Below are 14,924 nucleotides of genomic sequence, written 5' to 3'. Positions count from 1 at the left end.
TTCAAAAATTTGCTGTATTTATACTTTTTTTCATGGATTCCTGCTTTCGCAGGAATGACATCGATCCTTAAACTAACACCTATGAGGGAATAACATACAAATATTAGTAGGAGACATAAAACCCATGAAACTAAAGCCTATTGAAGTAGCTGAAATATTACAAAAGGAAATAGCTAATATTAATTGCTTGAGTGAGCTTGAGGAAGTAGGGCAGGTAATTTCGGTCGGTGACGGTATAGCCAAAATTTACGGTCTTGCTAATGTAAAATCCGGTGAGGTAGTAGAATTTAAATCCGGTGTTAAGGGTCTTGTTTTAAATTTGGAAAATGATAGCGTCGGTGCCGTAATTATGGGCGATGATAATCAAGTACAGCAAGGCGATAATGTCAAAAGAACTAAAGAAGTTTTAGAAGTACCGATAGGAAAAGCTCTGCTTGGTCGTGTTGTTGATGCTCTTGGTAACCCTATTGACGGCAAAGGCGATATTGCAAGTAAAGAGTACAGACATATCGAGATGAAAGCTCCGGGAATAATAGAAAGAACGAGCGTAAGCGAACCTGTACAAACCGGAATAAAGGCTATAGATTCGTTAATTCCGATAGGTAGAGGGCAAAGAGAGTTAATAATCGGTGATAGACAAACCGGAAAAACGGCGATAGCGGTTGATACTATTATTAATCAAAAACAAGCTCATTCACTTGCTAATGAAAGCGATAAAATTTATTGTATTTATGTAGCTATTGGGCAGAAAAGATCAAGCGTTGCACAGATAGTAAAAAAACTAGAAGATGCCGGAGCAATGGACTATACAATCGTTGTTTCGGCTACCGCATCGGAAGCTGCAGCTCTTCAATTCATTGCCCCTTATTCTGCCTGTAGTATGGGAGAATATTTTCGTGATAACGGCATGCACGCACTTATTATTTATGATGATTTAAGTAAGCATGCCGTTGCATACAGACAAATCTCATTACTTCTTAGAAGACCTCCCGGGCGAGAAGCCTATCCTGGTGACGTATTTTATCTGCATTCAAGATTGCTTGAGCGTGCTGCTAAAATGTCAGAGGAAAAAGGTAGCGGCTCACTTACTGCTCTTCCTATAATTGAGACGCAGGCAGGTGATGTATCCGCATATATCCCAACAAATGTTATTTCAATTACCGACGGTCAAATTTTCTTAGAAAGTGAGTTATTTTATAAAGGCGTAAGACCTGCCGTTAATGTCGGTATTTCGGTAAGCCGTGTTGGTTCTGCAGCACAAATAAAGGCTATGAAGCAGGTAGCAGGTTCGGTAAAGCTAGAACTTGCTCAGTTTAGAGAGCTTGAATCTTTCTCACAATTTGGGTCAGATCTAGACCCTGCCACTAAAGCACAAATCGATCACGGTAAAAGATTAGTTGAGATATTAAAACAAGCTCAATATCATCCTTTTCCGGTAGAAGAGCAAATAGTAAGTATTTATGTCGGAACTAAGAAATATTTAAATGATGTACCGCTTCAGAAAGTAAAAGAATTTGAAGAAGCAATGCTTGCTGAAATAAGGTTAAATAAAAAAGATATTTTAGAATCAATAAAAAACGAGCAACGTATAACCGAAGAAACCGAGCAGAAACTAAAAGCATTTTTAGAGAAGTTTGTTCAGGAATTTGTTAAATAATATGATGTTGTTTTTGTGTGGATACTAAATCGTCATTGCGAGGAGCGAAGCGACGCGGCAATCCAGAAAATAATAAAAAAATGCTACGCATTTTTAACTGGATTGCTTCGTCAAAACTTACAGTTTTTCCTCGCAATGACGAGAGTACACAAGAATGACATAAAAACCAAAAAACTACTATGTCAAATTTAAAGCAATTAAGAACTAGAATTAAAAGCGTTAAATCTACACAAAAGATTACTAAAGCAATGCAACTAGTATCAGCTTCTAAAATGGCAAAAATAAAAAGCCAAATAGCCAATTCAAATTTTTATATTGAGGCTATTAGTAAAATGATGTCCGACATATTATCAATTGATATGTATGAGCTATCTATAGAAGAGCAGAAATTTTTTAATACTATACCGAATAAAGCAAATTTATTGATAGTTATGACATCACAGCGTGGTTTATGCGGAACGTTTAATTACAGTATAATTAAGCAAGTTAAGAATGATATTAAAGGGTTAGAAAATAAAGGCGAACAAATAAAGCTTATCATTATAGGAAAAAAAGGTTATGAAGCACTAAAAAGGCAATATGCAAATTATATTGATAGTTATTTTGAGTTACCCAAAATTCATGATGAAAATCTGATGCTGCAAGTAAAGCAAAAAATCATGTCAGCGGTAGAAAATCTAGAAGTTAGTAATTGTGTTATATATTTTAATAAATTTAAAAACGCAATGACTCAAATTATGACTAGACAACAGATTTTACCGATAGAAAAATATCATGATGATTCTGCAGATAATTCTATAGTCAATTCAGTTGGATTTGGATACAAGGAGCAAGGAGCGAAGCCTATAAATAATAGGAGAGCGACGAGTGACACAGTAGGCGAGTCCAAATCAATTGACTATAATTATGAATATGAAGGAGAAAATCTAATTTCTAGCTTGATTAATTTATATGTTAATTCACAAATAAATTATGCTCTACTACAAAATAGAGCTAGCGAAGAGGGAGCGAGAATGACTGCAATGGAAAATGCAACAAATAACGCTAATGATTTAATAAGTAAATTAGTTTTAAAGCTAAATAGATCAAGACAAGCTATTATTACTACTGAGTTGATAGAGATTATAGCCGGCTCTGAAGCGGTGTGACTCGATGAACTTCAAAAATTGGCTACCTCGTCTTATAAGTTCTGCGGTGCTCACGTATTAAGTATACGCTCCGCTCCTCGCCTTATAGACTCCTTGCTCTTTTTGAAGTTGATCTTCGTCACATAAACCCTTAATAATGATTTTAAGTATTATAATAAAAGAAAAAATCATGACAAAAAATATTGGAAAAATTACTCAGATTATTTCAGCGGTGGTGGATGTAAAATTTACGAATAACGGTAAATTACCGGAAATTTTAAATGCTCTAGAGTGCTATAACGATAAACAAAGGATAGTACTGGAAGTAGCACAACATATAGGTGATGATACAGTACGTTGCATTGCTATGGATTCTACTGAAGGATTAGTGCGGGGTGTAGAAGTAATAGATACAGGTAGTCCTATTCGTATTCCTGTAGGTACTGAGACGCTTGGGCGTATTATGAATGTTGTAGGTGAGCCGATTGACGGTAAAGGAGACATTAAAAGCTCAAATATTTCTTCTATATATAAGTCTGCTCCTGATTTTACCAATCAGTCAACCGAGCGTAATATATTAGTAACCGGTATTAAAGTTGTTGATTTACTTGCTCCTTATACTAAAGGCGGTAAAATAGGACTATTCGGTGGTGCAGGTGTAGGTAAAACCGTGCTTATAATGGAGCTTATTAATAATGTAGCTAAGGCCCATGGCGGTTATACCGTATTTGCAGGAGTCGGTGAGAGAACTAGAGAGGGTAATGATCTTTACCATGAAATGATTGACTCCGGTGTGATTGACCTTGAGAAACCGGAAAATTCAAAAGTAGCTCTTGTTTATGGACAAATGAACGAGCCGCCGGGAGCAAGGGCAAGAGTTGCATTAAGCGGTCTGACCATTGCGGAAAGTTTTAGAGATATGAATGAGGGGCAAGATGTTTTATTCTTTGTAGATAATATTTTCCGTTTTACTCAAGCAGGTTCTGAAGTATCGGCACTGCTTGGTAGGATTCCGTCAGCGGTAGGGTATCAGCCTACTCTTGCGACCGATATGGGAGAACTACAAGAGCGTATCACCTCTACTAAGAACGGCTCAATAACTTCCGTGCAGGCTATATATGTACCGGCAGATGATTTAACCGATCCTGCTCCTGCTACTTCTTTTGCACATTTAGATGCTACAACAGTACTTAGCCGTCAGATAGCCGAACTTGGGATTTATCCGGCAGTTGACCCGTTAGATAGTAATTCTCAGGTACTTGACCCGATGATTGTCGGTGAAGAGCATTATAGCGTAGCAAGACAAGTGCAGCAGGTTTTACAAACTTATAAATCGTTGCAGGATATCATCGCTATTTTAGGTATGGATGAGCTATCCGAAGAAGATAAACTAACCGTGTCGCGTGCTAGAAAAATACAGCGTTTCTTATCACAGCCTTTCCATGTCGCTGAAGTATTTACCGGAGCTGAAGGCAAATTTGTTAATTTAGCCGATACTATAGCAGGCTTTAAAGGGCTTGTAGAGGGTAAATATGATGATTTACCAGAAGCTGCTTTTTATATGGTCGGAACTATGGACGAGGCTATAGAGAAAGCGAAGATTTTGAAAGGATAAATGTAACCATAATCGTCATTGCGAGCAGCCGTAGGCTGCGTGGCAATCTCATGAAATAATAACGAATTCCTGAGATTGCTTCGTCAATTATTTCATAATTTCCTCGCAATGACGAAAATATAATTAGCCCATGAACGAAACAACTCTAGTCAAAATAATTACTCCTTTAAGTATTGCATTTGAAAAGCAAGCTAAAATGGTAACAATGCCGGGTGAGGAAGGTATGTTTGGAGTGCTACCGAGTCATGCTCCGATGATTGTTAGTTTGAAAGCCGGTTTAGTACAGGTTTATATAGATGATATATACAACCCACAAATTACTTATCTTGTTTCCGGCGGTGTAACCGAAGTAACGGGAAGTTATGTTAATATAGCAACGGAAACTGCTATTAACGTTACAAATTTAAATGAAGCAGAAATAGCAGCTAAGCTTCTAGAGCTTCAAAAATCTTTATCAGAACAACATTAATTTGTTTTAAAAATCTACGTTTTGAGATAAGGTTATTTTAATGTCATTGCGAGGCTTTTTCCCGTCCTTGCGAGGAGCGAAGCGACGCGGCAATCTCGTCAAACATCCTGAGATTGCTTCGTCAATTACTTCGTAACTTCCTCGCAATGACGATGTTCATTCCACATAATCAAGTGAGAAACAAATGTCAAAAGTGCATAATTCAGAATATCTTAAAGAACTATCAATTGATAATACTTCCTACAAAATTTACGATATAAATAAAGCGGCAAGCGATATCGAACTTCCCTTAAAAAAGCTTCCATATAGTTTAAGAGTATTATTTGAGAACGTATTACGTTCTAATGGTTCAAAGCAAAACTTACTTGTATTTAAAGAATGGCTAAAAACTAAAAAATCTGATGCGGAAATAAATTTTATGCCGGCAAGAGTTTTGATGCAGGATTTTACCGGTGTGCCTGCTATTGTAGATTTAGCTGCTATGCGTGATGCGATGAAGAAAATAGGAGGAGAACCGTTAAAAATTAATCCGCTTATTCCTGTTGATTTGGTAATAGACCATTCCGTAAGCGTTGATTCTTATGCAGCTAAAGATTCATTCGATAAAAACGCGCAAATGGAAATGAAACGCAATATTGAGCGTTATCAGTTTCTTAAATGGGGGCAGCAGGCATTTAATAATTTTAAAGTAGTGCCGCCTGGTACGGGTATTTGTCATCAGGTAAATTTAGAATATTTAGCAAAAGTCGTGTGGCATAAAGACGGACTTGCTTACCCTGATAGTTTAGTTGGAACTGATAGCCATACAACCATGGTAAATGGATTATCGGTGCTTGGTTGGGGAGTTGGCGGAATAGAGGCAGAGGCTGCAATGCTTGGACAACCTCTTACTATGATTCTACCGGAAGTAATTGGGGTAAAACTAACAGGAAAATTAACAGGCATAGCTACAGCAACCGATTTAGTTTTAACTGTTACCGAGATGCTACGGAAAAAGAAAGTAGTAGGCAAATTTGTTGAGTTTTTCGGTGAGGGACTAAAAAATCTAACGATTGCCGATCGTGCTACCATTTCTAATATGTCGCCTGAATACGGTGCTACTTGTGGCTTTTTCCCGATTGACCAAGAAACTATAAAATATTTAGAGCTAACAGGTAGAGAAAAAACGCAAATCAAATTAGTAGAAAAATACGCAAACGAGCAGAATCTTTGGTATGATTTTGAGCATGAGGCAGAATATACCGAAATTTTAGAGCTAGATTTATCGAAAGTACAAAGCTCACTTGCCGGGCCAAGACGTCCGCAAGATAGAGTAAATTTAAACGATGTTGCAAATAGCTTCAAAAAAGAATTGCCGAATTTAGCTTTAGAAAATAAGGATATTGATAAAAAATATGCCGTAGTAAATCAGGCTTATGAAATCGGTAATGGTGATGTGGTAATTGCTGCGATCACTAGCTGCACTAATACCTCAAATCCTCCGGTGATGATTGGGGCAGCGCTTCTTGCCAAAAAAGCACTAGAACACGGATTAAAGGTAAAACCTTGGGTTAAAACTTCTCTTGCTCCAGGCTCAAAAGTCGTAACAGAATATTTGAAGCTTAGCGGTCTTGATAAATATTTAGATGAATTAGGGTTTAATCTAGTAGGTTACGGCTGCACTACTTGCATCGGTAATTCCGGACCTCTAAATCCGGAAATAGAGGAAACTATTAACAAAAACGGGCTAGTTGTTGCTTCTGTTTTATCTGGTAATAGGAATTTTGAAGGGCGAATTAATCCACTTACTAAAGCAAGCTATCTCGGTTCGCCTATTTTAGTCGTAGCATATGCACTTAGTGGCACTCTTAATATAGATTTAAATAATCAGCCGATAGGAAAAAATATTTATTTAAAAGATATTTGGCCAAGCAAAGAAGAGATAGATGAAGTTATTGCAAATTCAATTAATTCCTCTATGTTTATAGAAAAATATTCCGATATATTTAGTGGAACGAAAGAGTGGAAAGATTTACAGATTACAACTAGCTCTACTTATAACTGGAATAAGAACAGTACCTATATTAATAATCCGCCTTATTTTGAGGATATAGGCAGCAAGAATAGTATAAAAGATATAAAATCTGCAAAAATTCTAGCAATTTTCGGTGATTCTATTACTACCGATCATATTTCGCCGGCAGGAAGTATTAGTAAAACCAGCCCTGCTGCTAAATATTTAATGGACCATCATATAGAGTCTCTAGATTTCAACTCTTACGGATCACGTAGAGGGAATCATGAAGTGATGATGCGTGGCACATTTGCTAATATCCGTATAAAAAACGAAATGTGTAAGGGAGTAGAAGGGGGCTTTACTATAAACCAATTAAGTAGTACTCAGCAAACTATTTACGATGCGGCTATGGACTATAAAGCTAATGATGTACCTGTGGTAATTTTTGCCGGTAAAGAATATGGTAGCGGTTCGTCTAGAGATTGGGCGGCAAAAGGTCCGCAACTGCTTGGCGTAAAGGCAGTGATTGCCGAGAGCTTTGAGCGAATACATCGTTCAAATTTAGTTGGTATGGGTATTTTACCGCTAACTTTTACCGGCAATAATACAAGATTAGATTTAAAGTTAGACGGTTCGGAAACTATTGATATTATAGGCTTAAGTGAACAAATAAAGCCTTATAATCCTGTTAAATGCGTGATAAAAAAACAAATCGGTGAAGCAAGAACGATCGATTTAATATTGCAAATATTTACGGATAATGAGATAAATTATATAAAGCACGGCAGTATTATGCATTTTGTGGTAGAGAGTTTGAAGGGGTAGTTTTGTCATATCGTCATTGCGAGGAAATTACGAAGTAATTGACGAAGCAATCTCAGGATATTTGACGAGATTGCCACGCAGCCTACGACTGCTCGCAATGACGACTTGGTATCCATGCAACAATGCTACACGGCACGACATAAAAAGGAAAACATATGGACAAGCATCTTAAAGAATATACCGAGAGCGGTAAGAAAAACTTAATTGTAGTATATATATTATATTTATGCGGGGTAGTAGCACCGATATTACCATTAATTGGAGTATTTTTTGCATATCTTAATAAAGATAAAGGTGATAATTTTGCTACTAGTCATTACGTGTTTTTATTCCGTACTTTTTGCCTTGGGGTTCTTGGGTGGATTGTATGTTTCATATTTACGTTTATCATTATTGGAGTAGTACTATACTTTGCACTTGCTGTTTGGTATGTACTTCGTATTGCCATCGGTTTTAAATATATGATAGAGGATCAGGCATACCCAAACCCTATGACTTATTGGATAAAGTAAAAATGATAAAGCTGAATATAGACGGCTCTGAAATAGAAGTATCAGAAGGTAGCACCATTTATCAAGCTTGCACACAAGCAGGCAAAGAAATCCCGCATTTTTGTTATCATGAGCGTCTAAAAATCGCTGGTAATTGCCGTATGTGTTTGGTTGAAATGGAAAAATCACCCAAGCCTATAGCTTCTTGTGCAATGCCGGTAAGTAACGGTATGGTTATTCACACTGATACGCCTATGGTAAAAAAAGCCCGTGAAGGGGTGATGGAGTTTTTACTTATTAATCATCCTTTAGATTGCCCTATTTGTGACCAAGGCGGTGAGTGTGATTTGCAGGATCAGGCTTTTAGATACGGCAAAGGTACTAATAGATTTCATGAAAATAAGAGATCTATTAAAGATAAATATATGGGACCGCTGATTAAAACAGCGATGACTAGATGTATACAATGTACAAGATGTATTAGATTTGCAAATGATATAGCCGGAATAGAAGAAATGGGAGCTATCCATCGTGGCGAGCATATGGAGGTAACTTCATATTTAGAGCAAACGCTCGATTCTGAAATTTCCGGTAATATGATAGATATTTGTCCGGTCGGTGCTTTAAATTCCAAACCTTATGCCTTTAAAGCTCGTAAATGGGAACTAAAACATACCGCTAGCATTGGTGTACATGATGCCGAAGGTTCCAATATTCGTATAGATAGTAGAGGCGATGAGGTAATGAGAATATTACCTCGTGTTAATGAAGAAATAAATGAGGAATGGCTTTCTGATAAAAATCGTTTTAGTTATGACGGTTTGAAATATCAACGCTTAGATCTCCCTTATATCAGAAAAAACGGTAAGTTAGTAGAGGCTAGCTGGGTTGAGGCTTTAAAGACGATAGCAGATAAAATTAAATCCGTAAAATCAGAGAAAATTGCTGCTATTGCCGGCTCTCTCGCATCTGTTGAAGCAATGTTCATGCTAAAAACATTACTGCAAAAGCTTGGTTCTAATAATTATAGCGTTAATCAGTTTGATTATAAATTTGATACCACGCAGCGAGGAAACTACTTATTTAATACAACTATTGCCGGTGTAGAAAAGGCTGATTTATGTTTACTAATCGGAGCAAATCCAAGGCAGATAGCTCCGGTATTAAATAGCCGAATAGGGCAAAGAGTGCGTGCAGGCTCATTAAAAGTGGCAAGAATAGGTGAAGGACATAACCAAACTTATAGAATTCAGGATTTAGGAAGTGATATTAAGATTATTGAAGAGCTAGCTATTGGTACTCATGAGTTTACGAAAGCCTTAAAAGCAGCAAAATATCCGATGATTATAGTAGGTGACGGCGTATACGGGCGAGATGACGGATATGCTATATTGTCGCTTATTCATAAGATGGCGGCTGAATATAATATTATGCGTGATGACTTTCAAGGCTTTAATATATTGCATAATCACGCTTCTATAGTCGGCGGTCTTGACATAGGTTTTAATACTCCTATTAAACTTGAAGAGTTAGAACTCGCTTACCTACTTGGAGCTGATGAACTCCCATTTGATAAGCTAAAATCGGCTTTTATAATATATCAAGGACATCATGGGGATTTAGGTGCTGCGAATGCTGATGTAATTTTACCTGCGGCAGCTTATACCGAGCAGAGTGGAATTTACGTAAATTTAGAAGGAAGACCTCAAATAGCGGAAAAAGCAGTATCGCCTGTAGGAACAGCTAAAGAAGATATAGAAATTATTAAAGAGCTTGCCGGTTATCTGAAAATAGATATCGGAATGAGTGATTTACAAGAAGTAAGAGCCAAACTTGCTAAAGAATATAAGATATTTGCTAATATTGATAAAATTGTAGAGAGTAAATTTGCTAAATTTAGCTCTAAAGATAAGTTATCAAAAGAGCCTATAACTACGGGACCTATTAATTATTATATGACTGATGTAATTAGTAAAAACTCGGTCACTATGGCTAAGTGTGTAGAGGCTAAGGAAAAGAGAAATGAGAGGGCGGCATGAAGAGTCGTCATTGCAAGCAAACGCAAAGAGTGTGGATACCTAAACCGTCATTGCGAGAAGAATTACATAGTAATTCGACGAAGCAATCTCGTGCCAAAGTCCTGAGATTGCCGCGTCGATGCTTCGCATCTCCTCGCAATGACGGTTGTATGACAATTAAATAACATTATGACAGAACTCTTTTTTGAATATATTTTTCCGTTAATTATCATCGCTCTAAAGGTGGTGGCGATCACTATACCTTTAATTTTATGCGTTGCGTATTTAACATATGCAGAACGTCGTGTTATTGGATTAATGCAGCTACGACGTGGACCGAATGTCGTTGGTCCGTTTGGATTACTTCAGCCTATTGCTGATGCGGTTAAGCTTTTATTCAAAGAGCCGATAATTCCAACCAATTCCGATAAAATATTATTTATTTTAGCACCGATGATAACTTTTATATTAAGTTTAATCGGCTGGGCAGTTATACCTTTTGCAAAGGGCGTAGTTCTCGCAGATATTAATGTCGGTGTTTTATATATCCTTGCTATATCTTCTTTAAGTGTTTACGGCATTATTATTGCCGGTTGGGCTAGTAACTCAAAATATGCTTTCCTTGGTGCTATACGTTCATCTGCTCAAATGATTTCTTATGAAGTATCGATGGGACTAGTTATTATTACCGTGTTACTTACTACCGGTACTCTCAATTTAAGTGGGATTATTGAAGCACAAAGAACTCTGCCGTGGTGGATTGATTTAATGCTACTACCTATGGGCGTCGTGTTTTTTATCTCGGTGCTTGCCGAAACAAATAGATTACCTTTTGATTTACCCGAAGCAGAATCGGAATTAGTCGCCGGCTATAATGTTGAATATTCCTCTATGGGATTTGCTTTATTTTTTCTAGGTGAATATGCTAATATGATACTCGTTAGTGCAATGACTACGACTTTCTTTTTAGGAGGTTATCTGCCGCCCTTTAATATATCGTGGTTAGATTGTATTCCGGGGTTCTTTTGGTTTGTATTTAAGGTCGGATTCTTATTGTTCTGCTTTTTATGGATTAGAGCAACCTTGCCGAGATATCGTTATGACCAACTAATGCGTTTGGGGTGGAAAGTATTTTTACCTCTAACTTTATTTTGGGTGGTATTAGTCTCTAGTGTGCTTGTTTATACTGATAATTTGCCGAGTGTTTAGGTGTTGTTGTATGGATCTATGTCATTGTTGCGTGGATACCCGAGCCGTCATTGCGAGGAGCGAAGCGACGTGGCAATCCAGAAAAATAATAAAAAAATTCTGTAAATCAGAATTTTTTACTGGATTGCTTCGTCGAATTACTACGTAATTCTTCTCGCAATGACGGAAAACCAGTCCACGCAACAATGCCACGCAGGAATGACATAGAAGCTGCAATAATGCCATCGACCTTTAATATATAATTTTTATGATAAACTATTTAAAATCATTTTTTCTATATGAGATAGTAAGGGGAATGGCTTTGACTTTAAAGTATTTCTTTAAGCCCAAAGTTACCATAAATTATCCTTATGAAAAAAGCCCTGTTAGCCCTAGATTTAAGGGCGAGCATGCACTTAGACGTTATGAAAACGGGGAAGAGCGTTGTATTGCTTGTAAGCTCTGTGAGGCTATTTGCCCTGCTCAGGCTATAGTTATCGAGGCTGACGAGCGAGATGACGGCAGTAGACGCACCACTCGTTATGATATAGATATGACAAAGTGCATTTATTGCGGATTGTGCCAAGAAGCTTGCCCTGTAGATGCGATAGTTGAAGGACCTAATTTTGAGTTTGCAAGCCTAACTCATACCGCACTTATTTATGATAAAGAAAGATTACTGCAAAATGGCGATAGATGGGAGCAGGCACTAGCTAGTAAATTACATAAGGATTACGAGTATAGGTAATATACTCGCCTATCGACTGTTCATTTATACTGAGAAATTATGCTTATAAAACAAATTTATAGTATGGTAGTTTGCTTTGTTACTACTATAGTTTTATTGATAACGCTCTCTATTACATTTAATGCATTCATTATATTATTCCTACCGGAATATATTAATAAAGAGGAACTCATAAAATATAGTACTAATGAGCAATATTTAAAGCTAAAATCATATGATAAGGATTTATATGAACAATTAAGAGTTTTGCCTCTAAAAGAGCTAGAAGAAAAGAGAATTAGTTATAGAAATGAATGTATAGAAGTTACTAAAGCACGTGCTGTAAGTACAATAATTAATTGTTCAATTTGGATTATAGTTAGTCTTATATTTTTTATTGTACATTGGAAGATTTATAAAAATACTCAAAACAATAATAATTAATCAAGCTGCAATATCTGTGCGGATTTTATAGAACTTTCTAGATGAGAGGATAGAAGGACAATACCTCCGCTATTTGCTTTCATAACAATTAAATTATTTAGCAGATCTCTATTTTCTTTGCTTAAATTAGTTTCAACTTCATCAAGTAGCCATAAGTCAGATTGGCAGGCAATAAGTCTTGCTGCGGCTACGACTTTCTGCATTCCGCTAGATAAACTATAGCATTTTTCATCTAATAAATCTTGTAATTTAAAGTAATGAATAGCAGCGTATAGGGTTTCAGCGGAATTATAAATTTCCGACCAAAATTTTAGATTCTCAAAAACAGTCATTTCAAGTTTTAGCCCCAAATTATGACCGATATAAGTGCAGTAAGGTTTAAGAGTATTATTAATATTATTATTTTTATAGTAAATATTACCGCTACTTGGTTGCATAATTCCTGCCATCATTCTTAGTAATGAGCTTTTACCGCAACCATTAGCTCCTTTTATATAGGTAATAGAAGAAAGAAGAAAAGTAATACTTAGATCAAATAAATTTCTTTGTTTTATATTAAATTGTAATTGATGAAGTGATAGCATTTTCTTTTGCCATGTTTTCCCGTCATTGTGCGGATACTGAAGATCGTCATTGCGAGGAGCGAAGCGACGCGGCAATCTCATGAAATAATAACAAACTTCTGAGATTGCTTCGTCAATTACTTCGTAATTTCCTCGCAATGACGATTATTATATATAGGTTATCAAAATTTTACTAGCAAATTATTCACTGATAAGTTAAATACATTTAAAATAGAACTCGGCATTAGCCCAAAGTAAATAATTAGTAGTATTAAAGGAACTATTGAGATTATTTCATATTTATATAAATCTCTGAAATGTATAATTTCTTTATTGGTAATTTCACCGAGCATTACTTCTTTATATAATTTCAGCATATAAACCGCCCCAAGGATTATGCCGAGAGCCGCTATAAAGGTTGCTGCTACATTCACCTTATAAATCCCAAGCAGGCTTAAAAACTCTCCGATAAATCCGCTAGTACCGGGAAGACCGACAGAGCCAAGCATTGCAATCATAAAAAACGTGGCAAGCACAGGCATTTTACTTGCAACACCACCATATTTAGCTATTTCTTTTGTATGCAATCTTTCATACAAAGTACCGACTATTAAGAATAGGCACGAAGAAATCACGCCGTGGCTAAGCATCTGAAATATTGCTCCGCTAACTCCGGCTTCGGTAAAGCTAAAAATACCTATCGTAACATATCCCATATGCGCAATTGATGAATAGGCTATCATCTTCTTCATATCTTTTTGAGCAAGAGCAACAAGGGACGCATATATTATTGCAATAACGCTAAGGTAAATTACATAAATTGCAAATTCTTGTGATACACTCGAAAATAGCGGTAGTAATACTCTTAAGAAACCGTAACCGCCGAGTTTTAGCAAAATACCGGCAAGTATAACAGAGCCGCTGGTTGGAGCTTGTACGTGTGCATCGGGTAGCCAAGTATGAAACGGAATCATGGGAATTTTAACGGCAAAAGCAATAAAGATAGCCCACCATAAAATTTGCTGAGCAAATAATGGAATATTACCGGTAAGTTCAGGAATATAGGTTAAATCAAAACTATGAATTTTGCTATAAATATATATTAATGAAAGTAGAAAAAATACCGAGCCGAAGAAAGTATATAAGAAGAATTTAAGAGCTGCATATATTCTATTTTCGCCGCCCCATACACCGATAATAATATACATCGGCACTAATATTGCTTCAAAAAAGAGATAGAATAATAATAAATTTACTGAGGTAAATGCCCCTATACAAAAAGATTCCATTAATAAAAAACATACTAAATATTCTTTAATATATTTTTTAACGGTAAATAAGCTTCCTATTATGCAAATAAGAGTAAGAAAAGAAGTTAGAGCTACGAAAAATATTGATATACCGTCAACACCTACATGGAATTCAAGCCCGATTTTATCAAGCCAAGCATAGCGTTCAACAAATTGATAAGCGGGGTTTGAAGAGTCAAACTCTATTAAAATATAAATAGTTGAGATGAATGTTAAAACAGAACTAAGTACTGCAACATACATTACATATATCGCTTTATCTGCCTTTTTACTTTGACTAATAAACAGCAAAATATATAGCACGCTTATTAGCGGCAGGAAAATACTGATAGATATAATAGGTAATTCTAACATGTTATTTTAAGATTTTATAAGTTTTTTCCGTCATTATGAGTGATTTAGGACCGTCATTGCGAGCGACTAAAAGGAGCGTGGCAATCTCGTGAAGTAGGATAAACTCCTGAGATTGCTTCGCCTTTATTACTACGTAATTC

13 protein-coding genes are annotated in these 14,924 nt (G+C 36.3%); 11 read left to right on the top strand and 2 right to left on the bottom strand.

The features are described from left to right. Nucleotides 1–124: 124 nt before the first annotated feature. From atpA to ACNFN7_RS02675, 11 genes are all read left to right on the top strand, one after another. Nucleotides 125–1,657: a F0F1 ATP synthase subunit alpha gene (gene atpA / locus ACNFN7_RS02725; protein ID WP_485440724.1), complete on the top strand. Its 1,533-nt coding sequence runs from the start codon at nucleotides 125–127 to the stop codon at nucleotides 1,655–1,657. Nucleotides 1,658–1,674: 17 nt separating this feature from the next. Then, the gene (locus tag ACNFN7_RS02720) at nucleotides 1,675–1,815 is read left to right on the top strand and encodes a hypothetical protein (protein ID WP_485440723.1); all 141 of its coding nucleotides are present in this window, start codon (nucleotides 1,675–1,677) and stop codon (nucleotides 1,813–1,815) included. A 21-nt stretch (nucleotides 1,816–1,836) separates the two neighbouring features. Then, nucleotides 1,837–2,805: an ATP synthase F1 subunit gamma gene (gene atpG, locus ACNFN7_RS02715; protein WP_485440722.1), complete on the top strand. Its 969-nt coding sequence runs from the start codon at nucleotides 1,837–1,839 to the stop codon at nucleotides 2,803–2,805. A 169-nt stretch (nucleotides 2,806–2,974) separates the two neighbouring features. After that, nucleotides 2,975–4,399, top strand: a complete 1,425-nt coding sequence (atpD, locus tag ACNFN7_RS02710) for a F0F1 ATP synthase subunit beta (RefSeq protein WP_485440721.1) — start codon at nucleotides 2,975–2,977, stop codon at nucleotides 4,397–4,399. A 130-nt stretch (nucleotides 4,400–4,529) separates the two neighbouring features. Continuing rightward, nucleotides 4,530–4,868, top strand: a complete 339-nt coding sequence (locus tag ACNFN7_RS02705) for a F0F1 ATP synthase subunit epsilon (protein ID WP_485440720.1) — start codon at nucleotides 4,530–4,532, stop codon at nucleotides 4,866–4,868. 184 nt (nucleotides 4,869–5,052) lie between these two features. Beyond that, a complete protein-coding gene (gene acnA, locus ACNFN7_RS02700) occupies nucleotides 5,053–7,689 on the top strand; it encodes an aconitate hydratase AcnA (RefSeq protein WP_485440719.1) in 2,637 nt (878 codons plus the stop codon). Nucleotides 7,690–7,844: 155 nt separating this feature from the next. After that, nucleotides 7,845–8,201 carry a DUF4870 family protein gene (locus ACNFN7_RS02695; protein ID WP_485440718.1) on the top strand — a complete coding sequence of 119 codons (357 nt, stop codon included), beginning with the start codon at nucleotides 7,845–7,847 and terminating at the stop codon, nucleotides 8,199–8,201. A 2-nt stretch (nucleotides 8,202–8,203) separates the two neighbouring features. Then, entirely contained in the window at nucleotides 8,204–10,219 is a 2,016-nt protein-coding gene (gene nuoG, locus ACNFN7_RS02690; RefSeq protein ID WP_485440717.1) for an NADH-quinone oxidoreductase subunit NuoG, read from the top strand. Nucleotides 10,220–10,387: 168 nt separating this feature from the next. Further along, complete coding sequence (gene nuoH, locus ACNFN7_RS02685; RefSeq protein ID WP_485440716.1) at nucleotides 10,388–11,407, top strand: NADH-quinone oxidoreductase subunit NuoH; 1,020 nt, start codon at nucleotides 10,388–10,390, stop codon at nucleotides 11,405–11,407. 247 nt (nucleotides 11,408–11,654) lie between these two features. After that, on the top strand, nucleotides 11,655–12,134 hold the full coding sequence (nuoI, locus tag ACNFN7_RS02680; RefSeq protein ID WP_011271560.1) for an NADH-quinone oxidoreductase subunit NuoI: 480 nt from the start codon (nucleotides 11,655–11,657) through the stop codon (nucleotides 12,132–12,134). A 39-nt stretch (nucleotides 12,135–12,173) separates the two neighbouring features. After that, nucleotides 12,174–12,557 carry a hypothetical protein gene (locus ACNFN7_RS02675; protein WP_485440715.1) on the top strand — a complete coding sequence of 128 codons (384 nt, stop codon included), beginning with the start codon at nucleotides 12,174–12,176 and terminating at the stop codon, nucleotides 12,555–12,557. Here the strand turns inward: ACNFN7_RS02675 and ccmA are convergent. Together ccmA and ACNFN7_RS02665 are read right to left on the bottom strand one after the other, a co-directional pair. Then, entirely contained in the window at nucleotides 12,554–13,141 is a 588-nt protein-coding gene (gene ccmA / locus ACNFN7_RS02670; protein ID WP_485440877.1) for a heme ABC exporter ATP-binding protein CcmA, read from the bottom strand. The two genes, ACNFN7_RS02675 and ccmA, sit on opposite strands and share 4 nt — an antisense overlap. Before the next feature lie 161 nt (nucleotides 13,142–13,302). Beyond that, a complete protein-coding gene (locus ACNFN7_RS02665; protein WP_485440714.1) occupies nucleotides 13,303–14,784 on the bottom strand; it encodes an NADH-quinone oxidoreductase subunit M in 1,482 nt (493 codons plus the stop codon). Nucleotides 14,785–14,924: the final 140 nt, after the last annotated feature.

It is taken from the genome of Rickettsia sp. MAE-05, from assembly GCF_057319745.1.
Note: the sequence above shows the minus strand (reverse complement) of the source record. Positions and strands in the feature narration are given on the sequence as shown.